The following is a 24,982-nucleotide window of genomic DNA, read 5'->3' on the forward strand; positions in this document are numbered from 1 at the left end:
TTTCGTGCAAATAGCCAGCCTGCGCCGGCATTGACGCGAAGATAGCCTAGGGCGCGAAGAAAGCCTGGATCGAACGACCATGTCGCATGCCTCACCCTGGTGGACGCCGCACGTCCATGCCGACCGGCGCCCGTTTCTTCTCGGACGCAACCGGATCCAGTCGGCGCTGCGCCGGTTTTTCGACGAGCGCGACTTCATCGAGGTCGATACCGCGACGCTGCAGGTCTCACCGGGCAACGAAGCCCATCTGCACGCCTTTGCCACCCAGGCGCTCAACCATGACGGCTCCGCCGATCCGTTCTATCTGCACACCTCGCCGGAGTTTGCCTGCAAGAAGCTCATCGCTGCCGGTGAAAAGCGCATCGCCTGCTTTGCCCATGTCTATCGCAACCGCGAGCGTGGGCCGCTGCACCATCCGGAATTCACCATGCTCGAATGGTACCGCGCCGGTGAGACCTACGAGACGCTGATGCGCGACTGCGCCGAGATCCTGACGCTCGCGGCACAGACGACCGGCGTCAGTCAGTTCACCTTCCAGGGCCGCACCTGCGACCCCTTCGCCGAGCCCGAACGGCTGGCGGTGGCCGAAGCCTTCAAGCGTTTTGCGAAAATCGACCTGCTCGCTTCGATCGCCTCCAACGGAGAAACGGACCGGGACGCGCTTGCTAGCGCGATGGTATCGGCCGGGCTGCGGGTCGCCGCCGACGATAACTGGGCCGACCTGTTCAGCCGCGTGCTTGTCGAAAAGGTCGAACCGCATCTCGGCTTTGGCCGCGCGACGATCCTCGATGAATATCCGGTCGCTGAAGCAGCCCTTGCCCGGCCGACCGCGCGCGACCGCCGCGTTGCCGAGCGCTTCGAGCTCTATGCCTGCGGCGTCGAACTCGCCAATGCCTTTGGCGAACTGACCGATGCGGCCGAGCAGCGCCGTCGTTTCGAGATGGAAATGACGGAGAAGGCCCGCGTCTATGGCGAGACCTATCCGCTCGACGAGGATTTTCTGGCAGCGCTCGCCATCATGCCCGAGGCGAGCGGCATCGCGCTCGGCTTCGACCGGCTGGTCATGCTGGCGACCGGTGCGTCGCGCATCGACCAGGTGCTCTGGGCACCGGTGGCGGAGACGGCATCATGAACGTTCACCGGCCGATCAAGACAGCCGGCGAATTGGTTGATGCCGGCCTTATCGAACCGTCACAGCAAACCGTCGTTTCGCAGGTCGCCGAGCGCTACGCGGTCGCCATCAGTCCTGCTATCGCCAAGCTGATCGACCGCAACGACCCGAACGATCCGATTGCCCGCCAGTTCGTACCCGATGCCGCCGAGCTGACGCTGCTGCCGGAAGAGCGCGAAGATCCGATCGGCGACAAGGCGCACAGCCCGGTCGCCGGCATCGTGCATCGCTATCCCGACCGGGTGCTTTTGAAGGCCGTGCATGTCTGCCCGGTATATTGCCGCTTCTGCTTTCGCCGCGAAATGGTCGGACCGCAGGGACTGGGTACGCTGACACCCGCCGAACTCGATGCGGCGATCGCCTATATCGCCGAACATGACGAGATCTGGGAGGTCATTCTCACCGGTGGCGACCCGCTGGTGCTTTCGCCGCGCCGCCTCACCGAAATCATGGAGCGGCTGAAGCCGATCGCCCATGTCAAGATCGTGCGCTTCCACACCCGCGTACCGGTGGTCGAGCCCGAGCGCATCAACGCCGATCTCGTTTCAGCCCTCAAGGCCAGCGGCAAGGCGACCTATGTGGCGCTGCACGCCAACCATCCGCGTGAACTGACACAGGAAGCGCGCGACGCCTCGGCCCGGCTGATCGATGCCGGCGTCGTCATGGTCAGCCAGTCGGTGCTGCTGAAAGGCGTCAATGACGATGCGGACGTGCTTGCCGCACTGATGCGCGCCTTCGTCGAAACCCGGATCAAGCCCTACTATCTGCACCACCCGGATCTGGCACCCGGCACCAGCCACTTCCGGCTCTCGATCGAGGAGGGCCAGGCACTCGTCGCGTCCTTGCGCGGCCGGGTCTCTGGCCTCTGCCAGCCGACCTATATCCTCGACATTCCCGGCGGTCACGGCAAGACGGTGATCAGCGCGGCATCGATCGCTGCGGACGGCGGCGGTTGCTACACCGTGACCGACTTCCGCGGCAAAGAGCACGCCTACCCGCCAAAAATCTGAGAAAAATTTCAAGACGGCGTCACAGCGGCCGGAAGCCAATCGTCAGTTGGTCATGAGCAACGATCGACGGAGTTGTAATCATGACCGATATGAAAACCGTCCGTTACGAGCAGAAAATCCCCGACGGGCTCGGCGCGCTTGCCGGCGGACGCAAGACGATCGACCAGGACAGCATTGACCGGACCAAACAGATATCGAGGCATTGAGATGGGCGGCGCAAACAGCACGGCAATTTTCGAGGAGGCGCGTCCCCGCCTTCTCGGTCTGGCTTACCGGATCCTTGGTTCGCGCGCGGACGCGGAAGACGCGGTGCAGGACACGTTCGTGAAGTGGCAGGAGGCCGATCAATTGGCGATCGAAAGCCCGGCCGCTTGGCTGACGACCGCCTGCACCCGCCGCTGCCTCGACCTCTTGAAGGCGGCACACCGCAAGCGTGTCGACTATGTCGGTGCCTGGCTGCCGGAGCCGATCCACACGGCAAGCGACGACAATGCCGAGGAGAAGCTGGCACTGACCTCATCGCTGACCACCGCCTTCCTCTTGATGCTGGAGCGGCTGACGCCGAAGGAAAGGGCTGCCTATCTGCTGCATGAAATCTTCGGCCAGCCCTATGAGGAGGTGGCTGAAACGCTCGACATGCAGGAGGCGGCCGCACGCAAGCTGGTGTCGCGCGCCAAGACCAATATCGGCGTGGAGAAGAGCCGTCACCAGACGCCGCGCGAACGCCAGGACGAGTTGCTGTCGGCTTTCCACACGGCGATCCACGGCGGCAATATTGCCAGCCTTTCGAGCCTGCTTTCCGCCGACGTACGACTGACGGCCGATGGCGGCGGCAAGGTGGCGACGGTGCTCGGCGTGCTCTCGGGCAAGCAAACCGTGCTTGCCTTCATCGCCGACCGGCTGACCGAATACTGGGCGCACTATGTCTGGGACGTTGCCGATATCAACGGCGGCCGCGGCATTGTGCTCCGGGGCGAGACCGAAAATGATATCGCCGCCAGCGTTTCCTTCGGCTATGACGGCGACGGAAACGTCAACGACATCTTCATCGTTCGCAATCCGGACAAGCTCACCCATCTCGGTGATGCCGTCGTCCACTGAATCAGAACATTTCCACGAAAAATGCGAAGCGCTTTTCCGTCAGGAAATGCGTAAAAACAATAGGATAGAGCCGCTCCAAAACTCCATTTGAAACGGGAGTGCTCTATCGGCGCCGACGGGGCAAGCCCGACGCGGCCGCGCAACGATGCACGGCGCGTTACTTGCCCGGCAGTCGTGAGGCGACAGGAAAAGGTGCACACATATGCTCGACAAGACATCCAGACCCGCTGAAAAAGCCGACAGCGGCTGGCTCGCTCTGCTGTCGGGCGAAAACGCCATCCATTCCGTCGTGCTGAGCGGCGGCGTAGCTCTCCATGCGCTCAACATCTATGTCGTAACGACGATCATGCCGTCGATCGTGCGCGAGATCGGCGGGCTCGAATATTACGCCTGGAGCACCACCGTCTTCGTGGCCGCATCCATCCTCGGCGCAGCACTCTCGGCCCGCTTGCTTGCCGTCGTCGGCGCCGGCTCGGCCTATGCGATCGGCGCGCTCGTCTTCGGCCTCGGCACGCTCATGTGCGCCTCCGCTCCCGATATGCTGGTGCTGCTTGGCGGCCGGGCGATCCAGGGCTTTGGCGGCGGCCTGCTCTATGCGCTCGCCTATGGCGTCATCCGCCTGGTGTTTGCGCCGGCGCTCTGGACCCGTGCCATCGGCCTGATCTCGGCGACCTGGGGCACGGCAACGCTTATCGGCCCGGCTGTTGGCGGCATGTTTGCGGAATTCGCCACCTGGCGCGCCGCCTTCTGGTCGCTGCTGCCGCTGACGGCACTTCTGGCAGCACTCGCCTTCTGGACGTTGCCGCGCAACGCTTCGTCCGAAGGAAATCGCACGCCGCTGCCGGTCGTGCAACTGCTGCTTCTGGTCGGCATCGTTCTGGCTCTTTCGATCGCAAGCACCCTGTCCACATCGGGCGAACAGCTCGCCTCGGTCGGCGCGGCCATCCTCATGTTCGCAGTGCTTCTCGTCGTCGAACGCCGGGCTGCCGGCAAGCTGCTGCCGAGCAGCAGCTTCACCATAACCTCCCCGCTGGCAGCGCTTTATGCTACGATCACGCTGTTGATGATCGGCATGCAGCCGGAGATCTACGTACCGTATCTGCTGCAGGAATTGCATGGGCTGTCGCCGCTGGTTGCCGGCTACATCGCCGCACTGATGTCGATCGGCTGGACCGCCGGATCGATGACCAGCGCGCACTGGCACGGCGACAGGGCGCAGCGCACGATCTTCGCCGGACCGGCCTTCGGCCTTGCCGGCCTGGCGCTGATCGCCATGTTCATGCCGATGGCCGGCACCGGGTTTGCCGCGATCTCCGCACCGCTTTCCGCCGGTATCATGGCGGTCGGTTTCGGCATGGGTTTCGCCTGGCCGCATATCGTGACGGCCGTCTACGAACTGGCACCACAGGGCGAGGAAGAGAAGGCATCGAGCTCGATCACCACCGTGCAGCTTTTTGCCGCCGCACTGGGTGCTGCCCTTGCCGGCCTGACCGCCAATCTGGCGGGTATCGAAGCAAGCACCACCGACGGCGTTGCCCGCGCGACGCAGTGGCTTTTCTGGCTGTTCGCGCTGGCACCGGCACTGGCGATGCTGACGGCGAGGCGCGTCCGTCGGGCGCGTGCGGTGAAGGCAGCCGACGACTAGGCAGCGGATACGTGCCACCGTTTCCGAGGCCGTGCCTCCTGCATAATTCCGTAAATCGGATCCGATTTAAGGATGAAATTATGCAGCACGTTTAAAGCGCTACAGCATCCTTTGTGCGTCATATTTGACGCGCGGCGCTGTGGGGAGGAAACGATGGATGCCGACGGGATCGGCCTGAGTGGCGCGCAAGAAACACTGCTGATCACGCTGCAGGCAAAGGCCGCCGAAAGCGCGCTTCCCGATTCCCTGCTGCGCGACCATTTCGCCGCCGATGCCATGCGTCGTCTCGGGCAAGCTGCGCAGCATCTCGACGTCGGCCACGACATGACGATCGGGATCGCCATGCGCGCCTATCTCCTCGACCAGTGGACACGGGCTTTCGTCACCAGGCACCCGGATGCAACTGTGCTGCATCTCGGCTGCGGCCTCGATTCCCGCGTTTTCCGCGTCGATCCGCCCGACGAGGTGCGGTGGTTCGACGTCGATTTTCCCGATGTGATGACGTTGCGCCGCACGCTCTATCCGGATCGCGCCAACTATACACAGATCGCATCTTCGGTGACGGAGGCGGGATGGCTTGCGGCGATACCGGATGACGCGCCGGCGATCGTCGTCGCCGAAGGCGTCCTGCCCTACCTTGCGGCAGAGGACGTCTACGATCTGCTTCGGCGTCTGCTGGAACGCCTGCCGGCGGGCGAGGTCGTCTTCGACGGCTATAGCCACCTGGGCATTCAATTGCTGCGCTTCAACCCCGCCATCCGCGCCACCGGTGCTGCGCTTCGCTGGGGCATCGACGATCCACGCATGCTGGAGCGGCAGGTGCCGGGCCTCAGTCTGCTGGAGGAGGTCAGCGACTACGATCCGAGCCAGATAGAAAGAATGTCAGCGGCCGCGCGCATCGCCATCCAGATCTTCAGCGTCATGCCCATGCTGCAGCGGATGGGGCGGCTTTTGCGCTACCGCTTTTAGCAGTACGGCGACGGGACGTCCGATCGACGAAGGGCCGCACTGTTCCCGGTGCGGCCCTTCTATATCAAGGTATCGCAGAGACCTATCAGCCCTGCTTGATCGGCGCGATCGAGATTTCGACGCGGCGGTTCTGCGCCCGGCCGGCCTCGCTGCCGTTGGAGGCGATCGGCCGTTCCTGGCCGAAGCCCATGGTGGCCATGCGGCGCTGGTCGACGCCCTGGCTTGCCAGATAATTGGCAACTGAGGCTGCGCGACGCTCGGAAAGGCCCTGGTTGTAGGAGGCGCTGCCGGTCGAATCGGTGTGGCCGTCGACGTCGATCAGCGTCTTGTTGAACTTGCGCAGCACGATCGCCACGGAGTTCAGCGTGTCGTAGAAGGCTGGGATTACCTGGTCGCGGTCGGTGGCGAAGGTGATGTTCGACGGCATGTTCAGGATGATGCGGTCGCCTGCGCGGGTAACGGAAACACCGGTACCCTGCAGCTGGGCGCGCAGTTCCGCTTCCTGGCTGTCCATGTAGTTGCCGACCAAGCCACCGCCGAGCGCGCCGATACCGGCACCGACGAGAGCGGCATCACGCCGTCCCGCAGCACTGCCGCCGACAAGAAGGCCGGTCGCTGCACCGAGACCCGCGCCGATCAGCGCGCCGCCGGCGGTGTTCGACATCTTCTGCTCACCCGTATAGGGATCGGTGGTCGTGCATCCCGAGAGATAGATGGCCGCTACAGCCAGTATGGCGCATTTCTTGATCATAGAATCAATGGTCCCCATTCGTGCTCAAAGGTGCTTCATACTAGCGATTGCGGCAGGAAGATGAAGAGACGTCCCACTGATGCCATTGTTTGGCGACAAATGGCGCCACGGCCACAGTCATCGTCATGACAGGGCCGGATACTAACCGATCCTTCACACGCTCTTGATAACAAGCGCGTTCGAGGAAAATCGAGGCGGACTATCTGATGGCAATCGAGTTTGGCGATACGCAACGCAGTCTCAGCGACACGCTCAACGGGATGATCGGGTCGATTCGCGGCAACACCATCACGCTTCGCGACCTGATGACGGGCATCGGCGAACAGGGCTTTCTCTTGCTGTGCGCGCTGCTGACGCTGCCGTTTCTGCTGCCGGTCTCCATTCCCGGCGTCAGTACCGTTTTCGGCGCCGCCATCATCCTGATCTCGATTTCGATTACCCTCAACCGCCTGCCCTGGATGCCGCAGCGCATCCTCGACCGGCAGATCGAAACCGAAAAACTGGTGCCGACGCTGCAGAAGGGGGCAGCGCTTGTCTCCAAGCTCGATCGCTTCGTCAGGCCGCGCTTCGGCTTCCTGACGCAAGGCGCACTGATGAACCGCTTCAACGGCCTGATGATCATGGCCGGAGGCGTGCTGCTGATGTTTCCGCTCGGCCTCATTCCGCTATCGAACACGCTGCCGGGCATCGCCATCCTGCTCCTGTCGCTCGGCATCATCCAGCGCGACGGACTGATGGTCGCTGGCGGCTATCTCTTCCTGATCGCAACCACGGTCTACTTCACCGTCCTCGCCTATATGGCAGTTGCGGCCGGCCAGGGCCTATCCAACTTCTTCGTTTCTTAAAACGTATCGCCATCGTGAACCTGACGCGTCGTCATCGACGCGCCGGTCGCGAGTCCGGCCGGCTACAGCGCCGTGCGTCAAATATGACGCGCAAAGGACGCTGTATCGCTTTAAACTTGCTGCATAATTTTATCCTTAAATCGGATTCGATTTAAGCAATTAAGCAGTAGCCGGAACGGCGCGATCTCATGCCGATGTCGCCTGGAAGCTCTTGTAGCTGGCGGAATCGGTCTCAACCCCGAGCTTTTCCATCAGCGCCGCACGATCGATGTTGAGGCTTCTATCGAACGCGCCGATCGCTGCTGCAACCTTCGGCGCGACCTCTTCGCTTTCGAATTCGATCATGGTGCAGAAGTTGAACTTTCCCGGGCCCGCATGCTGCTCGAGGAACAGGTCCTTGACGTAGCCGTCCTGGCTGCGGATCACTTCGAGGGTCTTTTCCACCAGTTCCAGAAACTGCGTCCGTGCGGCGGTCGGCACCGCAAACTTGTTGATACGATAGAGCGGTGCGACGATACCCGCCTTTGTATTGCTGCTCATTGAACTCTCCTTGAGTATCCCTTCAAATCCCGTCGGCGGCCATTCGGCGACGGGCAGGAACACTCGTACGACCTCAAGTAAAGTTGAGGTCAACAGGGGTTCGTGAGAAATCTGCGGCTGCCTGACGGCCGGAGTAGGCTCAGGTAGCAATGCCCTTGAGCACATTGGCGACGTTGAGGCCGATTTCGGGCACACCGTAGCCGCCCTCCATGCAGACGACGACCGGCAGGCCCGTCCTCTTCAACCTCTCGCCCATGCGCAGATAATCCTCCGACTTCAGCTTGAACGACGAAATCGGATCGCGCTCGAACGTGTCGACGCCGAGCGAAACCACCAGCGCCTCGGCGCCGAAGGTCTCGATGCGATGAAGTGCATCGTCCATCGCGGCCGACCAGGCCGAATAGGCCGTGCCGCGCGGCAGGGGATAGTTCTTCGTGGTGCCGAGGCCTTCGCCAGCCCCCTCTTCATCGGCAAAGCCGAGAAAGTACGGGAAAGCGTCGACGGGATCGCCATGCAGCGAGGCGAAGTAGACGTCGCCGCGTCCATAGAAGATGTCCTGCGTGCCGTTGCCATGATGGAAGTCGACATCGAGCACTGCGACCCTGGCAGCACCGAGATCGCGTAGCCGCTGGGCGGCGCAGGCGGCGTTGTTGATGAAGGAGTAGCCGCCATAGAGATCGATCGCCGCGTGATGGCCGGGCGGGCGGCAAAGCGCAAAGGCGGCCGTGTTGCCGGCGTCCACATGCTCGGCAGCCGAAAGCGCGCAATTCATCGCCGCGCGCGCGGCGACGTAGGTGCCTTCAGTGATCGATGTTTCCGCGGCAAAGGCGTAATAGCCGAGCGCGCCGTCGATATCCTTGGGCGGGTGCTGGCGCATCCGGCGCGCCGGGAAGCACGTCGGGATCGCTTCGCCGCGATAACCGTCAGCGACCCAGCGCGCCCAGGCGGTTTCGAGAAAGTCGAGATAGTCGGCCGCGTGGAGCTTGAGGGCCGTTTCCAGGCCGTGATGCGTGGGCGCAACCACATCGGCAAAGCCAGCCTCCTTCACCGCCGCCAAAATCCATTCGGCACGAAACGGCGCCTCGAACGGCGCCACCAGTTCGCCACCGAAGAGTTCTGTCCTGGCCTCACGGAGCTTGTGATCTTCGGAATAGAAAACGCGCATGGCAATGTCCCGGTTGAGTTCGTGAAGCGAGCGAAGCGTCGGCAAGCTAGCGCAGGGTTCGGGCCGTTGGCTACCTCAGCGGGCGCCCCTCATCCGGCCTGCCGGCCACCTTCTCCCCGCAAGCGAGGCGAAGGAGACGCGCGGCAAACTCCAGTCCCCCCTCTCCCCGCAAGCGGGGAGAGGGCTGGGGTGAGGGGCAGCGACACTGAAGGAGGGGCATCCGAGGGAGCGGCGATCCCCCTACGCCGCGATGCGCTTGTAGAAAAGCGTCGTGGCGCACAGGCCGCCCTCCGGCCACATGGCGTAATCGGGAATGACGCCGACGCGTTCCCATCCAAGGCGTGGATAGATCGCCTCCGCCTCGCTGCCGGTTGCCGTGTCGAGCACAAGCAGCACCTTGCCGCGTGCCGCCGCCTCCCGTTCGACGGCCTGCATCAGCAGCCGGGCGACGCCCTTGCCGCGGGCGGCGCGATGGACGAGCAGCTTCTTCAGATCGCCGCGATGCGGCTGGTTGGGCATCTGCGCCACGCCGACCTGGACCGTGCCGACGATCCGCCCCTCGTCTTCGGCAACTATCAGCAGCGTTTCATCGGCGGCAACCGCATTGGCGACGCCATCCCAGTAGGGCAACGCCGCCTCCGGCGGATAGGGCTGCATGAAACCGACGGATGCGCCGCCCTCGACGCAATCGGAGAGCACCTCGGCAAGCGCCGGCATGGCGGAACGGGTTTCGGCTTCGTTGAGCAGGCGGATCGTGATGTCAGGCATGGTCAAACCCTGGTTCGGCAAAGGACGACGGCATAGTGAGCCGGCTCATCATGGGGATTGTGAAAGACGTGGCCCTGCTCGAGCCCCATGAACAGGCAGTCGCCGGCTTCAAGCACATGCGACCCGGATTCCATGGTCAGTTCGAGCCGGCCGGAGAAAAGCCAGAGGTGCTGCGTAATGCCCCGATCGGCCGGTTGGCGTTCGAAGACGACGCGCGCGCCCGGCGGGAACTCGACCTCGACGATATCGACCGGCGAGCCGACACCATCAGGCGAGACCGAGCGGCGCAGATAGCCGGATTCCGGATCCCGCCAAAGTCTTTGATCGGCGCGCCGTGCAACCGGCGAAGCCTGCTGGCCGTCAAAGGCAAAGAGCGCCGACAGCGTAGTCGAGAGGGCGCTGCAAAGCTTGGCGAGCAGTTGCGCCGTCGGGCTCACCTCGCCGCGCTCGATGCGCGAGATCATGGCCCGGCTGACGCCGGACCGCGTCGCCAGATCGTCAAGTGTCAGGTTCTGCTCGGCCCTCAGCGAACGGACGCGTTCGCCGATGGCTTGTTCGAGTGGGTCGCCGGTGATTTCCATTATTTGAGATTACATTTCTCATATAATAGAGTCAAGACCTCGGGAACTGAAAATAAAGGCTGACAATGCCGCTTTGGCGACATTGCGACAACGCGCTTTCGGCTAAGGTCCGCAACGGGCATCCTGAGCGAAAAAACGTTCCCGCTCAATAATTTAGCACGACCTCACGAAACAGGCCGTCACGGCTGATGAAACGGACCGGCACGACATGGACAAGCAACCCTCCTCGCTGACGTCGATTGCCAGCATCGTCATGTCGATGACGGCTGTGGCGATCGGCAACGGCATGATGCTCGCCTATGTGCCTTTCGTGCTGACCCGGTCCGATGCGCCGGACTGGGTGCCGGGCGCCGCCGTCACCATGATTGCCTTCGGCGGACTTGTCGGCTGCGTGATCGCCGGACCGATGATCCGCCGCGTCGGCCATGCCCGGGCGTTTTCCTGCTCGATGGCGCTGGTCATCCTTTCGGCGCTGACGATCAGTCTCGGCATGCACCCGATCCTCTGGGTGCTCGCCCGCGGCCTTTACGGTGCTGCCGGAAACACCAATTTCATCATCAGTCAGAGCTGGCTCAATCATGCGAGCGACAACCACTGGCGCGGCAGGGCGATGGCGATGTTCTACATGGCCTACGTGATCGGGCTTGGCACCGGCGCCTGGCTGTTCGGACAGATCCCCGTCGACGGTAACCTGCCGCCGCTCATCACCATCTTCTTCACGGCACTTGCCATCCTGCCGATCGGCCTGACGCGCCTGCCCACACCGCCGGCGCCGGCCAAGGTCAGCATCGATATCCCGATGGTCTGGCGCAGCTCACCTGTCGCCTTCATCGGCGTGCTTGCCGCTGGCGGTCTTTCGATGGTGGTACAGGGCTTCACGCCGATCTATGCGGCCGCCAATCAGGTGAGCCAGGGCGACGTTGCCAACCTGATGTTCGTGATGCAGCTCGGGCTGATCGCCATCCAGTATCCGATGGGCACGCTATCAGACCGGATCGACCGCCGGCTGGTGCTGATCGCCACCTGCCTGCTGATCGTTACCGCCGGCTTCTTCGCGCTCTCGGCGACCTTCAGCAATCTTCTCATGCTGATGGTGGTCTTCGCGCTGTTCGCCGGTGCGGTCGAGACCGTCTATTCCATCGCCAACGCACATGCCAACGACCGCACTGATCCGGCGGATTTCGTGCCGCTCGCCAGCACCATGCTGGTCGCCTGGTCGGCGGCGGCAACCCTGGTGCCGATGCTCGTCACGCTGCTGACGCCGGTGTTCGGGCCGCGTACTTTCATCTATGCGGCGATGGTCGTTGCGGCGCTCTATGCGCTGTTCGTGCTGATACGCCTCAGGAAACGCGACGAGGTACCCGCCGGCGAGCGCGAGACCTTCGAACTGAAGAGCGCGCAGGTGCCGAATGCCGGCGCGCTGATCGACGCGGATGCCAGAACCGAATAGCCGCCGCAGCCCCTCATTTATAGTGAACGAAGCCTTCATTTCCCGCTTTGCGCGGCTTGAAGGCACTGCTATATGCGGCCCATGAGCACAACATCTTCCAAGACGCCCCTGTCGCATATCCGTAACTTCTCGATCGTGGCCCATATCGACCACGGCAAATCGACGCTGGCCGACCGACTGATCCAGTCGACGGGCGGCCTTGCCGAGCGGGAAATGTCCGAGCAGGTGCTCGACAGCATGGATATCGAGCGCGAGCGCGGCATCACCATCAAGGCCCAGACCGTGCGTCTGCACTACAAGGCCAATGACGGCGAAACCTACGTGCTGAACCTCATCGACACGCCCGGCCACGTCGACTTCGCCTATGAAGTCTCGCGTTCGCTGTCGGCCTGCGAAGGTTCGCTGCTGGTCGTCGATGCGAGCCAAGGGGTGGAAGCCCAGACGCTCGCCAACGTCTACCAGGCGATCGACAACAATCACGAGCTCGTCACCGTGCTCAACAAGATCGACCTTCCCGCCGCCGAGCCGGAGCGGATCAAGGAACAGATCGAGGAAGTGATCGGCATCGACGCCTCCGAAGCCGTTCTGATCTCGGCCAAGACGGGCCTCGGCATTCCCGATGTTCTCGAAGCGATCGTCACCAAGCTGCCGGCGCCGAAGAGCGAGGGCGGCGATACCGCACCGCTGAAGGCGCTGCTGGTCGACAGCTGGTACGACGCCTATCTCGGCGTCATGGTTCTCGTGCGTATCATCGACGGCACCCTGAAGAAGGGCATGACCATCCGCATGATGGGCACCGACGCCAAGTACACGATCGAACGCGTCGGCGTGCTGACGCCGAAGATGGTGGCCATGGACGCGCTCGGCCCGGGCGAGATCGGTTTCATCACCGCTTCGATCAAGGAAGTGGCCGATACCCGCGTCGGCGACACCATCACCGAGGACAAGCGCCCGACCGCCAAGGCCCTGCCGGGCTTCAAGCCGGCGCAGCCGGTGGTGTTCTGCGGCCTGTTCCCGGTCGATGCCGCCGATTTCGAGGACCTGCGTTCGGCGATGGGCAAGCTGCGCCTCAACGACGCGTCGTTCTCGTTCGAAATGGAATCGTCGGCCGCGCTCGGCTTCGGTTTCCGCTGCGGCTTCCTCGGGCTCCTGCACCTTGAAATCATCCAGGAGCGCCTGGAGCGCGAGTTCGACCTCGACCTGATCGCGACGGCGCCTTCGGTCGTCTACAAGCTGTTCATGACCGACGGTTCGGAGCGCGAGCTGCACAACCCGGCCGACATGCCCGACGTCGTCAAGATCGCCGAGATCCACGAGCCGTGGATCCGCGCGACGATCCTGACGCCCGACGACTATCTCGGCGGCATTCTGAAGCTCTGCCAGGACCGGCGCGGCATTCAGATCGAGCTGACCTATGTCGGCACCCGCGCGATGCTGACCTACGACCTGCCGCTCAACGAAGTCGTGTTCGACTTCTACGACCGCCTGAAGTCGATCTCCAAGGGCTATGCCTCGTTCGACTACCAGATCACCGACCACAAGGAAGGCAACCTTGTGAAGATGTCGATCCTCGTCAACGGCGAGCCGGTCGACGCGCTGTCGATGATGGTGCACCGGATGGCGGCCGAAAAGCGCGGTCGCGAAATGTGCGAGAAGCTCAAGGAGCTGATCCCGAAGCACATGTTCAAGATCCCGATCCAGGCGGCGATCGGCGGCAACGTCATTGCCCGCGAGACCATCTCGGCGCTCCGCAAGGACGTGACGGCGAAGTGCTACGGCGGCGACGCCACCCGCAAGCGCAAGCTTCTGGAAAAACAGAAGGCCGGCAAGAAGCGCATGCGCCAGTTCGGCAAGGTGGAGATCCCGCAGGAAGCCTTCATCGCCGCGCTCAAGATGGGCGACGAATAAGCGTCAGACACCAATGACGTGCGTGGCGAAGGGGAGAGCCTGACGCCACGCCCTTGCTTGCAGACGTTCGCTGACGGCGTCTCCGTCCTCGGACTTGAGCCGAGGATCCACCTGCAAAATCTCGAAATAACGATCGCCTCTTTGCAGTTCGTGACGATGTCAGCATGGCCCGGCAGCGGGGCAGAGCTCGTCCATGGATCCTCGGGTCAAGCCCGAGGATGACAGTGGGAGGTGGTCCTGGCCAGCAACGGATCTCGGGGCAGTCGCCCACGGGGAGGCTGCAAAGCAGAGCTGATTTCTGTTCAGCCTCACACCCGACCGCCGTCATCCTCGGGCTTGACCCGAGGCCACCACCGACCACCAGCCGTCTTCAGCTCTCAGTGAGCAGATACCGCTTCGAGATGCGATCCACCGGAAGGCCGCTCTTGAGCGGCACCGCCTTGTCCACCTTGTAATCGACGAAACCCATCTTGCCGTAATAAGCAAGGCCGCCCGTGTTGTCGGCGCGGATGGTGGCGTTGATCGCGGTGAGGCCCAGCGCACGGGCATTGTCCCTCGTGGCCGCAAAGAGCGCCGAGCCGGCGCCGCGCACCTTGGCATCAGGGCGGGAGAACGTGCCGATATCGGCCCAGCCTTCCGGCAATCCGTCGTAGCGTTCCAGTGCCTGGAACGCGCAAGGGCGGCCGTCGACATCTTCGGCAACGAAGCAGCTGACGAAGCCCGGGCCGGCGAGGTAGTGCGCGGTAAAACTTTCGAGTGTGAACGGCGTCTCATTGGCAGTCGTGCCGCCGATCCGGATGATCTCGTTGAGGAAGGCGCAGAGCGCCGGCACGTCGGCAGGCGTTGTCGGACGCACCTTGATTGTTGTCATCTGGTCGACCATCAAAAACCTCTCTTTTGAACTACAACTTGCCGGATTGCGGCAGAGGCCGCGCCGGGTTGCCGACAACCGTCGCGCCCGCCGCCACGTCTCTCGTGACGACGGAGCCGGCCCCGACGATGGCGCCATCGCCGATCGTCACGCCACCGAGAATGATGGCGCCGCCGCCGATCCACACGTCCTTGCCGATCTCGACCGTCCTTGCGATCTCGATGCCACGGCTCCTGAGCGGCACGTCCTTGTGATGCTCGGCGCAATAGATCTGCACGCCCGGGCCTAGCATCGAACCTTCGCCGATCAAAATGCGGCCGCTGTCCAGCATGGTGCAGCCGGCATTGAGATAGACGCGGGGGCCAAGCGAAATGTTGATGCCATAGGAGCAATGAAACGGCGCTTCGATGAGAACATCATCGGCAACGCTCGCGAACAGCGCCCGAAGCGCCGGCGCCATCGACCCACGCGCATCGGGTGCCATGGTGTTGTGCTGGTGCACCGCGTCACGCGCGCGCTGACGCAGCCGCTCGAGTTCCGGGTCGAGGCAGCAGTACCAATCGCCCGCCGCCATCTTGCCGCGCTCGCTGGCGCTCACGGTTTTGCCCTTGCCTCGGCCGCTTGACGCCGCGCCAGGCTTTCCGCCGGCCACAGTGCCGCCATGTCGTAATAGATGTCGAAGACCGGGGCGCCGCCTTGAAGCGATAGCCAGGAGACCTTCGAGCGCGTGAAGATATGGGCATCCGGCGGGAAATCCGAAGGCCGATCGAGGCTTGCAATGCGCAGGAAGGCGAGCCAGCCGCGACGGCCGTAATCGCTCCAGAGCGCCGTCTGGCATTCACCGCAGCGATAGACATCGTGCGGCCGGCCACTCTCGGTCGGCAGCGTCACGACGATGGGTTCGCCTGCCGTCAGCTCGATGTTCTCACGCTCGATAACGCCATTGACAACGAAGGCGCTTCCGACCTGTCGCTGGCAATCGGTGCAATGGCAGCAGTTGACGAACATCGGCCGCCGTTTCAGCCGATAGCGGATGCGTCCGCAGAAGCAGCCGCCAGCAATGGTTTTATCCATCAGCAGGCCTCCTCCAGCACCTCGTCGCCCGACGCTGCGGCAATAGCATCGCCACGCCTGATGGTGGCGACCCAGGCGCGCGCCAAAGCGAGACCGGCGGCATTGGCCTTTTCGCCATGATGCCGGGCATGGGCAGGGTACTCTGCCAACCAGTTGGGGTCGAGCCGATTGATCGTCTGCGGGAACGAGCGGTTCCAATCCTCGACGAGATCGGTGTCGGCCTCGAAGTGGAATTGCGTGCCATAGGCGGCACGGCCGATGCGAAACGCCTGATGCCGGGTGACATCGTTTTCGGCAAGGTGCACCGCCCCTTCCGGCAGCGTGAAGGTATCGCCATGCCATTGGAAGATCGGAAAGCTTTCGCCGACGCTTGCCAGCACCGGATCGCTCTGCCCCTCGGCACGCACCCGCACATCGTGCCAGCCGAATTCTTTGGCTTCGCCCAACAGGTTCTTCGCACCATAGGCACGCGCCAAAAGCTGGCTGCCGAGGCAGATGCCGAGCACGGAACGCTCGCTGTCGCCGAAACGGCGCATCAGAGCTGCCAGTTGCGGGAGATAGGGGAAAGCCTCGTCGTCGAGCGCACTCTGCTCGCCGCCGAGCACGACCAGCGCATCGAAGCCATCGGGTTCAGTCGGCACCGGGTCGCCGGCATAGGCACGGCGAACCTCGATTTCGGCCTTGACCTCGCGAAGCGCCGTGCCGACCTGGCCGAGCTCCGTCTTCGCCATGTTTTCCACCACCAGTACCCGCATCATCACCTTCCCTTTGCCGTATGGGCGGAAGATTGATCACGACATGCGCCCCGGTTCAAGAGGAGAGAACCGGCATGGTGCTCATTGACCAACGCAGCCGGGCCTTGACTTCCGTGCCAAACTTTCCGACTTTCCTGATATCATGATGCTCGCGATTTCTTCCCTTCGCTGCTTCCGGGTGTGCCCGATCGCAGGAACCTGACCCCAGCCCGGATGCTTGCGCTCTCCGGGTCAGGGGAGCCTTTCGCGTCGGCAAATGAGAACCTCCGTTCCCATGCCACGATCCGAGCGCCGCGTTTTTCCAGAAAGAATCAGCAATGACGGCGCCCATGGCCCGTCGACAAGAACGTCAGGTTATCATCATGGCGACCACCGCCCGTAACAAACTTCCCGCGATCATCATCAATGCCGAGGACCACAAGCGTCTGACGGCGCTTGCCTCCTCCGCTCTCGACCGCATCCCCGAGGTCGCCGAGGCGCTTCTGTCCGAACTCGAACGGGCGCGGGTGACCACCCCTGGCAAGCTGCCGGCCGACAGCGTCCAGATGGGATCCACCGTCGCCTTCGACGCCGACAATGGTTTTGCCAAGCAGGTGACGCTCGTCTATCCCGGCGAGGCCGATATCGAGGCTGGGCGTATTTCGGTGCTGACGCCGATCGGCGCAGCACTCATCGGCCTGTCCGTCGGCCAGTCGATCGATTGGCACGACCGCTCCGGCAAGGTCCACCGGATGACCATCCGCAACGTTACACCGGCCGAGCGGGCCTGAGCGCACCCCCGAAACGCGTCGAGGAGGCCGGTCGTCAGACCGCCCTCCCCGCTTTTCAATCAACTCTTGCCCGAAGGTCGATCAGAACTGCTTGCCGAGCTTGGCGTCGACGGACTGGCTGTTGGCGCCGCGAACGGCGAAGAAGAACAGGATCGCTGCCCAGAGAATGGACTTTTCGGCGCCACCGAGGCCCTGGTCCTGCACAACGCCATGGAAGTAGACAGTGACGAGCAGCACGATCATCGCGGCAACCGAGGCCGGACGGGTGAGAAGGCCGATCGCGATCAGGATGCCGCCGAAGAATTCTGTGGCGGCCAGCAGCGGCGACCAGAAGACGCCGGGGTAGAAGCCGAGGCTTTCGACCATGCCGACAGCCCCGAAGGGATTGATGATCTTGCCGTAACCGTGGGTTACGAGCAGGACGCCGCACAGAACGCGCAGCAGCGTTTCGGCAAAGGTATCAAGCGGCAGATAGATCTTTTCCAGTGCCGGGAGGATTGCACGGGGACGGGAGGTCGAGACGGTAGCATCAGTCATGGGTAGGTCCTCTTGGAGGTGGCTGCGACAATATGTGCAATGCAGCAATGTCTCGCCGGGCGTCTTTTCGTTTGCAAGGGAGCGACCGATAAAAACATGACTAAATCAGTTGACAATTGCGTGAGAGGCGCGTGACCGCCGGTTGTTTCCAGATCGACCGCTACCGCGCCAAGCGGTCGGCGTGACGCACCAGGGACGGTGTAACGCCTGAAACCTGCTGTGTAATTTTCTCATTTAACCGGTTCCGGTTTTACGGGGTTATGCAGTATGTTGCCGCGCACAAACCAGCCGGGAACCACCAGATGGACGAGAAGCCGCGGATCACCATCCTTTATTGCACGCAGTGCAACTGGCTTTTGCGCGCCGGCTGGATGGCACAGGAGCTGCTGCAGACCTTCGGCCAATCGTTGGGTGAAGTGGCGCTGATCCCCGGCACCGGCGGCAATTTCGAGATCCGCGTCAATGACGAACTGATCTGGGAGCGCAAGCGTGACGGCGGTTTTCCCGGACCGAAAGAATTGAAGCAGCGCATCCGCGACATCATCGAGCCGGAGCGCGATCTCGGCCACACCGACAGGAGCTGATCCTGGATTTCGGCATTCTCGCTGGCGTTTTCTCGGCAGCCTTCCTCTCCGCGACACTGCTGTTCGGCATGTCGGAGGCGGCGATCGTCGCCGCCGCACTTCATGGCGAAACCGGCCGTGTCGCCCTTTTCGTCGCGGCCACAGCTGGCAACGTCCTTGGCGCCGTCGTCAATTTCGTGCTTGGGCGGTTCCTGATCCGCTTTGAGGGAAGGCGCTGGTTCCCGATCTCGCCTGCGGCGCGGCAGAAGGCGGAGACGCTGTTTGCGAGCTATGGCCAGCCGGTGCTGCTCTTATCCTGGCTGCCGGTGGTCGGCGATCCGCTGACGCTCGTCGCCGGGCTGTTGCGCATGCCTTTTGCACTGTTCCTGGTGTTCGTGGCGATCGGCAAGGCGGCGCGTTACGCCATCGTGCTCTGGCTGACGCCGTGATACCAACCTTGCGCTGATATTGACGTCTTGCGTGGGACCGTGCGGTCATCCGGCAAGGAGCATACCGCAGGACGATGCTTTGGCATCGGTCGAGGATTGCGACGCTGCCGGTGGCCGATACACGGCCCACCCGAAGGGCCGGGCGCTTTTGGCATCCTGATAGCGTCGACACTCCTCACCGCGCCGCTTGGGTCCGGTTGCGATTGTCTCTTTGCCGGAAACCAAAATCGCTCCGGCGCGAGAGGTCAATATCAGCGCAGGTTGGTATGACCCGTTCAGCTATGGGCGAAAATGTCGGTCTCGTCCCAGCCGAGCAGATCGAGCTTGGAGCGGGTCGGCAGGAAGGCGAAGCAGGCATCCGCATGGTCCATGCGGCCATCGCGCAAGAGCCGCCCCGTCAGTTTTTCGCGCAGCGCATGCAGGTGCAGCACGTCGGATGCGGCATATTCGAGCTGCGCCGGAGACAGGGTCTCGGCCGCCCAGTCGGAGGACTGCTGCTGCTTGGAAATATCGACGTCGAGCATTTCCTTCAGATTGTCCTTCAACCCGTGGCGATCCGTGTAGGTGCGCGTCAGACGCGAGGCGATCTTGGTGCAGAACACCGGCGTCGTCGTCACGCCGAAAGTGTGGAAGAGTACGGCGATATCGAAACGGCCGTAGTGGAAAATCTTCTGCCGGGCCGGGTCGGCGAGCATGGCGACGAGGTTCGGCGCATCCTTCTGGCCGGCGGCAATACGGATCACGTCGGCGGTGCCGTCGCCCGGCGAAAGCTGGACGACGCAGAGCCGGTCGCGGCGGGGGACAAGGCCAAGAGTTTCCGTGTCGACGGCAATCGCGCCCCGGTAGCGGGCGGCATCGGCTGCGGAAATATCGCCTTCATGGAACCGTATTGCATTCGCCATCGAAAATCCCCAGATGAAACGGAAGTGGTGTCGCCTATAGCGCAAGTTTGGCCCTGGCGAAACCGTGTCATGGCACCTCGCCGCGGGTGCACCCTTCGAAAGCTCGCATTGATGACCTCCTCTCGCACCGCCTCGGCTCTTTCGATCATATCGCTCGTGCTTGGCTTCACGGTCGTGCCGGCGCTGGCGCAGAACTATAGGGACCTGCCCGGTGTGCGCCCGATGGATCCCCTGAACGACAACGGCGACAAGGTCGTCTGCCAGCAGACACTTGTCGATCGCGACTATCCGTTCGAATCGAGCTCGCGCGGCGGGCCGCGCTACGACACGATCTACAACTGCCGCCGCGGCGATGGCCCGGTGTTCCAGGGTAGCGATTTGCCACCGTCACTCTACCGGCAGAAGCGCGGGCTCGGCTACTAATACCAACCTGCACCGGTTCGGCTTGGCAAGCCGATGAATACTTCCTAGAAAATTGGGCAAGGAACTGTGGAGGTGTTCTGCCTCCACCGAGGAGGAACAATGCCCAACGACACGAGACCGCTCGCCATCAGCGTGCCGGCGCCGCGCACGCTCGACCTGATCTTCACAGCCGACGCCTTGAAGCAACTGCACGAGCGCTACCGCATCGTTGAGACCGATCCGGATGAGATCGCCGGCCTTGGCGACGAGGTGCTGTCGCAAGCGCGCTACATCATCGGCCAACCGCCGCTCGACCACGATACCTTGGCGCGCCTGCCGAAGCTGCGGGCCATTCTCAATGTCGAGAGCAACCTGATCAACAACATGCCTTATGAGGTGCTGTTCGAACGCGGTGTCCACGTCGTCACGACCGGCCAAGTATTTGCCGAGCCGGTCGCCGAAATGGGGCTTGCGATGGCCCTCAACATCGCGCGCGGCATCGTCGACGCCGATCTCGCCTTTCGCGAGGGCCGGGAGCTTTGGGGTGGCGACGGCAATCGCTCGGCGCGACTGCTCTCCGGCTCGGACATCGGCATCATCGGCTTCGGAGACCTGGGCAAGGCGCTCAACCGGGTGCTGTCAGGCTTCCGCGCCAGGATCCGCGTCTTCGATCCCTGGATGCCGGCCTCTATCCTCCGTGACAACGGCGTCGAACCGGCATCGCTGGAAACCGTGCTGACCGAAAGCGATTTCGTCTTCGTCGTCGCATCGGTCACCAGCGAGAATGAGGGTTTTCTCGGCGCGAGGGCCTTTGCCAGCATGCGGCCGGGGGCAGCCTTCATCCTGCTCAGCCGCGCCGGCGTCGTCGATTTCGATGCGCTAATGGCCGCCGTCGAAAGCGGGCATATCGTTGCCGCCAGCGACGTCTTCCCGCAGGAGCCACTTCCGCTCGACCACAGGGTGCGCCGCCTGCCCGGCTTCCTGCGCTCGGCGCACCGCGCGGGCGCGCTCGACAGCGCCTTCAAGAAGATGGGCGACATGGTGCTGGAAGACATGGACCTGATGGACCGGGACCTGCCGCCGATGCGCTGCAAACGCGCTGAGCGCGAGACGGTCGCACGGATGCGCTCCAAGCCGGTGACGGTCAACTGATATCGACCCAGCTTGGTATAAGCTCTTCGCCATCGGAGATTTCATCGTTTCGCTGACGGCCGGGAATGCATTGCCCCCGATTAACGTGTTTTATGGGAAAAGCACGTAGCATCGCCAGGACAGGCGCGAGATCAGAGACACGCAATGGCCAACAAGACGTCCGGCTTTCTCGGAACCAGGATACGCGACAGCTGGAACAGTTCGCTGCGTTCGCTGTTCAGCCTGGTGATGGTCGCCATGCTGATCGCCGTATCCGGCATCCTTGTCGGGCTTGACTATCACCGCTCACGCAACGCCGCGATTGCGGATGCCGAATCCAACATGCGCGGCTTTGCCGGCCGCCTGGTCGATCGTCTCGGCGTGCTGTCCGGCGACACCTCGGCGCTTGTCAGCCTCGTCTCGTCGGTCGCCAACTCCTTCCTCGTGCCTCCGCCGGAGCGCATGAACGACAAGGCGGCCGTGCTGCGCGAAGGCATCAGCCGCTCGCCGCATATCGACGGCGTCTATGTCGGCTACCCGAGCGGCGCGTTTTTCCAGGTGGTCGATCTCAAGCACATCGCCTGGCGCATGGCGCTCGATGCCCCACGCGGCGCCTCCATGGCTGTCCGCTCGATGGAGCGCGACGCCAGCGGCAAATCGATCAACCGCGTCATCTTCCTGGACGAGGCGGGCGAACCGACGTCGGAGCGACGGTTACCGCCGTCGGGCTACGATCCGCGAACCCGGCCCTGGTACCAGTCGGCCGTCGACGGCACGGCTGCCGTGTCGAACGGCCCTTACGAGATGGCAACGACCGGCGCGCTCGGCATGACGATCTCGCAGGCGCACCGCGGCAATCCCAAGATCGTCATCGGCGCCGACGTGGTTCTCGACACCATCACCGATTTCCTGTCGCGCGAACGGCTGACGAAGGGATCCGTCTCCTTCATCCTCGATGCGGTCGGCCGACCGATCATCCACTCCGACCGGACGATGATGAAACGCATCATGTCGGCCAAGGACAAGGACGATCCGATCGTCCCGCCGCAGAACGATCCGCTGGTGCAAAGCATCCGCCTCAACCCGCCACCGCCTGGAAAGGCCGGTTTCGCCGAGGTGGGGGACCGGACCTATCTGGTCATGGTGACACCGCTCGAATCGGAGCTGCTGCTGACCGGACACCGGGCGGTCGTCGCCGCCCCGCTCGACGAACTCATGGCCGACGCCAACAAGGCACTGATCCAGGGGCTTGCAATATCCGGCGCCGTAGTGGCGCTCGCCGTCCTGTCGTCGCTGGTGCTCGCACACCTGATCACTAAATCGCTCAACCAGTTGACCGCCAGCGCCAACCGGCTGCAGGACCTGGATTTCACCACGCCGATCGACGTGTCGTCGCATGTCAGCGAGATCTCCACGCTCGGCGGGGCGATGAACCGGGCACGCGACGCGATCTTCACCTTCGCGCTCTACGTGCCGAGGGAACTGGTGCGCAAGGGCATCGAATCCGGCCAGTTCAGCGGCCGCGCGGCCTGGCGTCAGGAGGTCACGGCACTTTTCACCGATATCTACGATTTCACCACCTTGAGCGAACGCCACGCGCCGGAAGAAGTGGTGGCGATGCTTTCGGAATATTTCGACATCTTCAGCGAGGTCGTCGATGCCCATGACGGCACGATCATCCAGTTCCTCGGCGATTCCGTCTTTGCCATGTGGAACGCGCCGGCGCCAGACGAGCGCCATGCGGAGAATGCCTGTCGTTGCGCGCTGGCAGTCGAGGAACGGTTGCAAGCGTTCAACGAAGCGCAGCGCAAGAAGGGCCTGCCGGAGTTCCGTACGCGCTTCGGCATCCACACTGGCACCGCCGTTGTCGGCAGCGTCGGCGCGAAGGAACGGCTGCAATATACCGCCATGGGCGACACGGTGAACGTCGCCTCGCGACTCGAAGGCATGAACAAGAACTACGGCACGACGATCATGGCGAGCGGCGCCGTCGTCGCCCAGGCATCCGACGCGATCACCTTCCGGCCGCTCGGATCGGCGCAAGCCAAGGGGCGCGCCACGGCACTCGATGTCTATGAGGTGCTGAGCGCGCGGCCGATCGTCGAGGATGCAGCCTTGAAATCACCGACGACATCATCCTGAGGCGCCTGCAGCGCGCGCCGTCAACGCCGGACGCCATCTCTCTGGCGCATGACCCAACGGATGCCAGCAGCAATAGCGATCGCAAGCAACGGCCACACCGCCCAGAACACGCCCCGCCAGGACAGGAGGTTGATTGCGACGAGAGCCAGACCGGCGACAGCAAGCGTGCCGATGACCCGGTCGATCTTCCTGTTTGCCCGCACCCATCGCAAGGCCGCGAGAACCGCGAATGCCAGCAGGGGCCATGCGGCCCAGAACACGCCGCGCCAGGTCAGCAGATTGAGCGCCGCGAGGCCGGCGCCGATGACCGCCAACGTTCCCATAAGCTTTCCGGTCAGGCCCGTCGGTTCAGCCGCGGCTTCGATCGGTACGGTCGCGGATCGGCCGGATTGCTCGGCCGACCGGCCCCATTCGGCTTGGCGGTCCGCAGCCGCCCCGCTGTCATCGGACGCACCGATGCGCACGGCATAGCTCGGCACGCCGCCGTCGATGTTCTTGACCTCAAGCTGGCCCAGAAACTCGAAGCCGACGGCGATCTTGTTGCGCACCTGGTCATAGACGGTGTTGGAGATCACGATGCCGCCGGCAGGGGCGGACGCCTGCAGGCGAGCGGCAACGTTGACGCCGTCGCCATAGATGTCGTCGTCCTCGGTGATCACATCTCCGAGGTTGATGCCGATGCGAAACAGCATCTGCGCATCGTCCTTGCTTCTCGCGTTGTAACCGGCCAGCTCGTTCTGGGCGTCGATCGCCGCGCGCAGCGCCTCGACGACACTGGGGAAATCGGCGATCAGCCCATCCCCCCAGGTGTTGATGACCCGGCCGTCATGCGCCTCGATCAGGCGCGTCATGGCATCCCGGTACCGCTTGAGAGTAGCAAGCGTACCCTCCTCGTCCGCCCGCATCAGGCGGGTATAGTCCTGGACGTCAGCGGAGAAGATGGTCGTCAGCTTGCGACGCGTGTCAGCCATCGCGGATGATCCTCGCTCGAAATCCGCCGCCGCAGCGGGTGATTGAATAGTAGCGAGCCTACCACAGATCGCAAGACGCGCCGCCACAACGGCTTCCTTACTGGCTGAATGACCCTGTACCGCGCAGATGCACCAGACGCTGCAGAAATGGCTCACGCGGCGCGCTAGCAGGCACACAAACCCTATGCAGGAACGTGGCTCCGCCGCGCGGTTTCGAACTCGGGAAATCGGGCATTTTTCATCAGGCAAACTTGCGGTGGTCGCTCGCCGTTCAGGCCAAAAGCCAGAAACGAAAAAACCCCGGCAAGCCGGGGTTTTTCGAACCAAAACAAATGTTTGGCTAAAGGAATGGTGCCCAGAAGAGGACTCGAACCTCCACACCCTTTCGAGTACCAGCACCTGAAGCTGGCGCGTCTACCAATTCCGCCATCTGGGCGACGGACCGGCATGTAAAAGGCCCGAGCCGAAGTGTCAACAGGCATTTTGAAGTTTTCGTGTCAGAACACGAAAA

27 protein-coding genes and 1 tRNA gene are annotated in these 24,982 nt (G+C 63.1%); 15 read left to right on the forward strand and 13 right to left on the reverse strand.

Features of this window, described 5'->3' with window-relative positions; genetic code table 11:
* Nucleotides 1-79 precede the first annotated feature (79 nt).
* The 6 genes from epmA to ASD00_RS02010 all read left to right on the forward strand — a co-directional run bounded on the left by epmA (nucleotide 80) and on the right by ASD00_RS02010 (nucleotide 5,896).
* The gene (epmA, locus tag ASD00_RS01990; RefSeq protein WP_025425542.1) at nucleotides 80-1,132 is read left to right on the forward strand and encodes an EF-P lysine aminoacylase EpmA; all 1,053 of its coding nucleotides are present in this window, start codon (nucleotides 80-82) and stop codon (nucleotides 1,130-1,132) included.
* Nucleotides 1,129-2,181 carry a lysine-2,3-aminomutase-like protein gene (locus ASD00_RS01995; RefSeq protein WP_025425541.1) on the forward strand — a complete coding sequence of 351 codons (1,053 nt, stop codon included), beginning with the start codon at nucleotides 1,129-1,131 and terminating at the stop codon, nucleotides 2,179-2,181. The genes epmA and ASD00_RS01995 overlap by 4 nt, the downstream gene beginning before the upstream one ends.
* 80 nt (nucleotides 2,182-2,261) lie before the next feature.
* Nucleotides 2,262-2,387, forward strand: coding sequence for a hypothetical protein (locus tag ASD00_RS42225; RefSeq protein WP_255569777.1), 126 nt, complete (start codon nucleotides 2,262-2,264; stop codon nucleotides 2,385-2,387).
* A gap of 1 nt (nucleotide 2,388) precedes the next feature.
* Complete coding sequence (gene sigJ / locus ASD00_RS02000) at nucleotides 2,389-3,282, forward strand: RNA polymerase sigma factor SigJ (RefSeq protein WP_025425540.1); 894 nt, start codon at nucleotides 2,389-2,391, stop codon at nucleotides 3,280-3,282.
* 202 nt (nucleotides 3,283-3,484) lie between these two features.
* Complete coding sequence (locus ASD00_RS02005; RefSeq protein ID WP_081788828.1) at nucleotides 3,485-4,927, forward strand: MFS transporter; 1,443 nt, start codon at nucleotides 3,485-3,487, stop codon at nucleotides 4,925-4,927.
* Between the two features lie 153 nt (nucleotides 4,928-5,080).
* Nucleotides 5,081-5,896, forward strand: a complete 816-nt coding sequence (locus ASD00_RS02010) for a class I SAM-dependent methyltransferase (RefSeq protein WP_025425538.1) — start codon at nucleotides 5,081-5,083, stop codon at nucleotides 5,894-5,896.
* An 85-nt stretch (nucleotides 5,897-5,981) separates the two neighbouring features.
* Here the strand turns inward: ASD00_RS02010 and ASD00_RS02015 are convergent, their stop codons facing one another.
* Nucleotides 5,982-6,647, reverse strand: coding sequence for an OmpA family protein (locus ASD00_RS02015; protein WP_025425537.1), 666 nt, complete (start codon nucleotides 6,645-6,647; stop codon nucleotides 5,982-5,984).
* 206 nt (nucleotides 6,648-6,853) lie between these two features.
* Between ASD00_RS02015 and ASD00_RS02020 the strand changes: the two genes are divergently transcribed.
* Nucleotides 6,854-7,492: an exopolysaccharide biosynthesis protein gene (locus ASD00_RS02020; protein WP_025425536.1), complete on the forward strand. Its 639-nt coding sequence runs from the start codon at nucleotides 6,854-6,856 to the stop codon at nucleotides 7,490-7,492.
* A 186-nt stretch (nucleotides 7,493-7,678) separates the two neighbouring features.
* On the opposite strand, the gene ASD00_RS02025 is transcribed toward ASD00_RS02020, so the two are convergent.
* The 4 genes from ASD00_RS02025 to ASD00_RS02040 form a co-directional block, all read right to left on the reverse strand.
* Nucleotides 7,679-8,032, reverse strand: coding sequence for a hypothetical protein (locus ASD00_RS02025; protein WP_025425535.1), 354 nt, complete (start codon nucleotides 8,030-8,032; stop codon nucleotides 7,679-7,681).
* Nucleotides 8,033-8,171: 139 nt separating this feature from the next.
* On the reverse strand, nucleotides 8,172-9,197 hold the full coding sequence (locus tag ASD00_RS02030) for a histone deacetylase family protein (protein ID WP_025425534.1): 1,026 nt from the start codon (nucleotides 9,195-9,197) through the stop codon (nucleotides 8,172-8,174).
* 240 nt (nucleotides 9,198-9,437) lie between these two features.
* On the reverse strand, nucleotides 9,438-9,965 hold the full coding sequence (locus tag ASD00_RS02035; protein WP_025425533.1) for a GNAT family N-acetyltransferase: 528 nt from the start codon (nucleotides 9,963-9,965) through the stop codon (nucleotides 9,438-9,440).
* A 2-nt stretch (nucleotides 9,966-9,967) separates the two neighbouring features.
* Nucleotides 9,968-10,546: an XRE family transcriptional regulator gene (locus tag ASD00_RS02040; protein WP_025425532.1), complete on the reverse strand. Its 579-nt coding sequence runs from the start codon at nucleotides 10,544-10,546 to the stop codon at nucleotides 9,968-9,970.
* Between the two features lie 208 nt (nucleotides 10,547-10,754).
* Here ASD00_RS02040 and ASD00_RS02045 point away from each other — a divergent pair, with 208 nt between their 5' ends.
* Both ASD00_RS02045 and lepA read left to right on the forward strand, forming a co-directional pair.
* A complete protein-coding gene (locus ASD00_RS02045) occupies nucleotides 10,755-11,996 on the forward strand; it encodes an MFS transporter (RefSeq protein ID WP_025425531.1) in 1,242 nt (413 codons plus the stop codon).
* A gap of 72 nt (nucleotides 11,997-12,068) precedes the next feature.
* The gene (gene lepA / locus ASD00_RS02050) at nucleotides 12,069-13,904 is read left to right on the forward strand and encodes a translation elongation factor 4 (RefSeq protein WP_025425530.1); all 1,836 of its coding nucleotides are present in this window, start codon (nucleotides 12,069-12,071) and stop codon (nucleotides 13,902-13,904) included.
* A gap of 370 nt (nucleotides 13,905-14,274) precedes the next feature.
* Here the strand turns inward: lepA and ASD00_RS02055 are convergent, their stop codons facing one another.
* From ASD00_RS02055 to ASD00_RS02070, 4 genes are read right to left on the reverse strand one after another with little or no spacing between them, the layout of a single operon-like run.
* Nucleotides 14,275-14,775 carry a GNAT family N-acetyltransferase gene (locus ASD00_RS02055; protein ID WP_025425529.1) on the reverse strand — a complete coding sequence of 167 codons (501 nt, stop codon included), beginning with the start codon at nucleotides 14,773-14,775 and terminating at the stop codon, nucleotides 14,275-14,277.
* 31 nt (nucleotides 14,776-14,806) lie between these two features.
* Nucleotides 14,807-15,373 (reverse strand): sugar O-acetyltransferase, encoded by a 567-nt coding sequence (locus tag ASD00_RS02060; RefSeq protein ID WP_025425528.1) that lies wholly within the window; start codon nucleotides 15,371-15,373, stop codon nucleotides 14,807-14,809.
* A complete protein-coding gene (locus ASD00_RS02065) occupies nucleotides 15,370-15,849 on the reverse strand; it encodes a GFA family protein (protein ID WP_025425527.1) in 480 nt (159 codons plus the stop codon). The genes ASD00_RS02060 and ASD00_RS02065 overlap by 4 nt, the downstream gene beginning before the upstream one ends.
* A complete protein-coding gene (locus tag ASD00_RS02070) occupies nucleotides 15,849-16,604 on the reverse strand; it encodes a type 1 glutamine amidotransferase (protein ID WP_025425526.1) in 756 nt (251 codons plus the stop codon). The genes ASD00_RS02065 and ASD00_RS02070 overlap by 1 nt, the downstream gene beginning before the upstream one ends.
* A 362-nt stretch (nucleotides 16,605-16,966) precedes the next feature.
* On the opposite strand from ASD00_RS02070, the gene rnk reads away from it, so the two are divergent.
* Nucleotides 16,967-17,374: a nucleoside diphosphate kinase regulator gene (gene rnk / locus ASD00_RS02075; protein WP_038576621.1), complete on the forward strand. Its 408-nt coding sequence runs from the start codon at nucleotides 16,967-16,969 to the stop codon at nucleotides 17,372-17,374.
* An 81-nt stretch (nucleotides 17,375-17,455) separates the two neighbouring features.
* On the opposite strand, the gene ASD00_RS02080 is transcribed toward rnk, so the two are convergent.
* Nucleotides 17,456-17,911, reverse strand: a complete 456-nt coding sequence (locus ASD00_RS02080) for a DoxX family protein (RefSeq protein WP_025425524.1) — start codon at nucleotides 17,909-17,911, stop codon at nucleotides 17,456-17,458.
* Between the two features lie 302 nt (nucleotides 17,912-18,213).
* Between ASD00_RS02080 and ASD00_RS02085 the strand changes: the two genes are divergently transcribed.
* Together ASD00_RS02085 and ASD00_RS02090 are read left to right on the forward strand one after the other, a co-directional pair.
* Complete coding sequence (locus ASD00_RS02085; RefSeq protein WP_025425523.1) at nucleotides 18,214-18,495, forward strand: SelT/SelW/SelH family protein; 282 nt, start codon at nucleotides 18,214-18,216, stop codon at nucleotides 18,493-18,495.
* 83 nt (nucleotides 18,496-18,578) lie between these two features.
* Entirely contained in the window at nucleotides 18,579-18,923 is a 345-nt protein-coding gene (locus tag ASD00_RS02090) for a VTT domain-containing protein (protein ID WP_025425522.1), read from the forward strand.
* A 275-nt stretch (nucleotides 18,924-19,198) separates the two neighbouring features.
* Here the strand turns inward: ASD00_RS02090 and ASD00_RS02095 are convergent, their stop codons facing one another.
* Nucleotides 19,199-19,825: a ribonuclease D gene (locus ASD00_RS02095; RefSeq protein ID WP_025425521.1), complete on the reverse strand. Its 627-nt coding sequence runs from the start codon at nucleotides 19,823-19,825 to the stop codon at nucleotides 19,199-19,201.
* Between the two features lie 111 nt (nucleotides 19,826-19,936).
* Here ASD00_RS02095 and ASD00_RS02100 point away from each other — a divergent pair, with 111 nt between their 5' ends.
* The 3 genes from ASD00_RS02100 (at nucleotide 19,937) to ASD00_RS02110 (ending at nucleotide 23,500) form a co-directional block, all read left to right on the forward strand.
* Entirely contained in the window at nucleotides 19,937-20,248 is a 312-nt protein-coding gene (locus tag ASD00_RS02100; RefSeq protein WP_025425520.1) for a hypothetical protein, read from the forward strand.
* 99 nt (nucleotides 20,249-20,347) lie between these two features.
* Complete coding sequence (locus ASD00_RS02105; protein WP_025425519.1) at nucleotides 20,348-21,379, forward strand: hydroxyacid dehydrogenase; 1,032 nt, start codon at nucleotides 20,348-20,350, stop codon at nucleotides 21,377-21,379.
* Nucleotides 21,380-21,523: 144 nt separating this feature from the next.
* Complete coding sequence (locus ASD00_RS02110; RefSeq protein WP_025425518.1) at nucleotides 21,524-23,500, forward strand: adenylate/guanylate cyclase domain-containing protein; 1,977 nt, start codon at nucleotides 21,524-21,526, stop codon at nucleotides 23,498-23,500.
* Nucleotides 23,501-23,520: 20 nt separating this feature from the next.
* Here ASD00_RS02110 and ASD00_RS02115 read toward each other — a convergent pair whose 3' ends face one another.
* Both ASD00_RS02115 and ASD00_RS02120 read right to left on the reverse strand, forming a co-directional pair.
* Nucleotides 23,521-24,471, reverse strand: coding sequence for an adenylate/guanylate cyclase domain-containing protein (locus tag ASD00_RS02115; RefSeq protein WP_025425517.1), 951 nt, complete (start codon nucleotides 24,469-24,471; stop codon nucleotides 23,521-23,523).
* A 349-nt stretch (nucleotides 24,472-24,820) separates the two neighbouring features.
* Nucleotides 24,821-24,907, reverse strand: a tRNA-Leu gene (locus ASD00_RS02120).
* Between the last annotated feature and the right edge of the window lie 75 nt (nucleotides 24,908-24,982).

The sequence above is a fragment of the Ensifer sp. Root31 genome (assembly GCF_001424825.1).
GTDB classification, from domain to species: domain Bacteria; phylum Pseudomonadota; class Alphaproteobacteria; order Rhizobiales; family Rhizobiaceae; genus Ensifer; species Ensifer canadensis.

Coding starts and splice junctions, on each gene's coding strand:
- epmA (WP_025425542.1), top strand. CDS start 80: ATGTCGCATGCCTCACCCTGGTGGACGCCGCACGTCCATGCCGACCGG.
- ASD00_RS01995 (WP_025425541.1), top strand. CDS start 1,129: ATGAACGTTCACCGGCCGATCAAGACAGCCGGCGAATTGGTTGATGCC.
- ASD00_RS42225 (WP_255569777.1), top strand. CDS start 2,262: ATGACCGATATGAAAACCGTCCGTTACGAGCAGAAAATCCCCGACGGG.
- sigJ (WP_025425540.1), top strand. CDS start 2,389: ATGGGCGGCGCAAACAGCACGGCAATTTTCGAGGAGGCGCGTCCCCGC.
- ASD00_RS02005 (WP_081788828.1), top strand. CDS start 3,485: ATGCTCGACAAGACATCCAGACCCGCTGAAAAAGCCGACAGCGGCTGG.
- ASD00_RS02010 (WP_025425538.1), top strand. CDS start 5,081: ATGGATGCCGACGGGATCGGCCTGAGTGGCGCGCAAGAAACACTGCTG.
- ASD00_RS02015 (WP_025425537.1), bottom strand. CDS start 6,647: ATGATCAAGAAATGCGCCATACTGGCTGTAGCGGCCATCTATCTCTCG.
- ASD00_RS02020 (WP_025425536.1), top strand. CDS start 6,854: ATGGCAATCGAGTTTGGCGATACGCAACGCAGTCTCAGCGACACGCTC.
- ASD00_RS02025 (WP_025425535.1), bottom strand. CDS start 8,032: ATGAGCAGCAATACAAAGGCGGGTATCGTCGCACCGCTCTATCGTATC.
- ASD00_RS02030 (WP_025425534.1), bottom strand. CDS start 9,197: ATGCGCGTTTTCTATTCCGAAGATCACAAGCTCCGTGAGGCCAGGACA.
- ASD00_RS02035 (WP_025425533.1), bottom strand. CDS start 9,965: ATGCCTGACATCACGATCCGCCTGCTCAACGAAGCCGAAACCCGTTCC.
- ASD00_RS02040 (WP_025425532.1), bottom strand. CDS start 10,546: ATGGAAATCACCGGCGACCCACTCGAACAAGCCATCGGCGAACGCGTC.
- ASD00_RS02045 (WP_025425531.1), top strand. CDS start 10,755: ATGGACAAGCAACCCTCCTCGCTGACGTCGATTGCCAGCATCGTCATG.
- lepA (WP_025425530.1), top strand. CDS start 12,069: ATGCGGCCCATGAGCACAACATCTTCCAAGACGCCCCTGTCGCATATC.
- ASD00_RS02055 (WP_025425529.1), bottom strand. CDS start 14,775: ATGACAACAATCAAGGTGCGTCCGACAACGCCTGCCGACGTGCCGGCG.
- ASD00_RS02065 (WP_025425527.1), bottom strand. CDS start 15,849: ATGGATAAAACCATTGCTGGCGGCTGCTTCTGCGGACGCATCCGCTAT.
- ASD00_RS02070 (WP_025425526.1), bottom strand. CDS start 16,604: ATGCGGGTACTGGTGGTGGAAAACATGGCGAAGACGGAGCTCGGCCAG.
- rnk (WP_038576621.1), top strand. CDS start 16,967: ATGGCGACCACCGCCCGTAACAAACTTCCCGCGATCATCATCAATGCC.
- ASD00_RS02080 (WP_025425524.1), bottom strand. CDS start 17,911: ATGACTGATGCTACCGTCTCGACCTCCCGTCCCCGTGCAATCCTCCCG.
- ASD00_RS02085 (WP_025425523.1), top strand. CDS start 18,214: ATGGACGAGAAGCCGCGGATCACCATCCTTTATTGCACGCAGTGCAAC.
- ASD00_RS02095 (WP_025425521.1), bottom strand. CDS start 19,825: ATGGCGAATGCAATACGGTTCCATGAAGGCGATATTTCCGCAGCCGAT.
- ASD00_RS02100 (WP_025425520.1), top strand. CDS start 19,937: ATGACCTCCTCTCGCACCGCCTCGGCTCTTTCGATCATATCGCTCGTG.
- ASD00_RS02105 (WP_025425519.1), top strand. CDS start 20,348: ATGCCCAACGACACGAGACCGCTCGCCATCAGCGTGCCGGCGCCGCGC.
- ASD00_RS02110 (WP_025425518.1), top strand. CDS start 21,524: ATGGCCAACAAGACGTCCGGCTTTCTCGGAACCAGGATACGCGACAGC.
- ASD00_RS02115 (WP_025425517.1), bottom strand. CDS start 24,471: ATGGCTGACACGCGTCGCAAGCTGACGACCATCTTCTCCGCTGACGTC.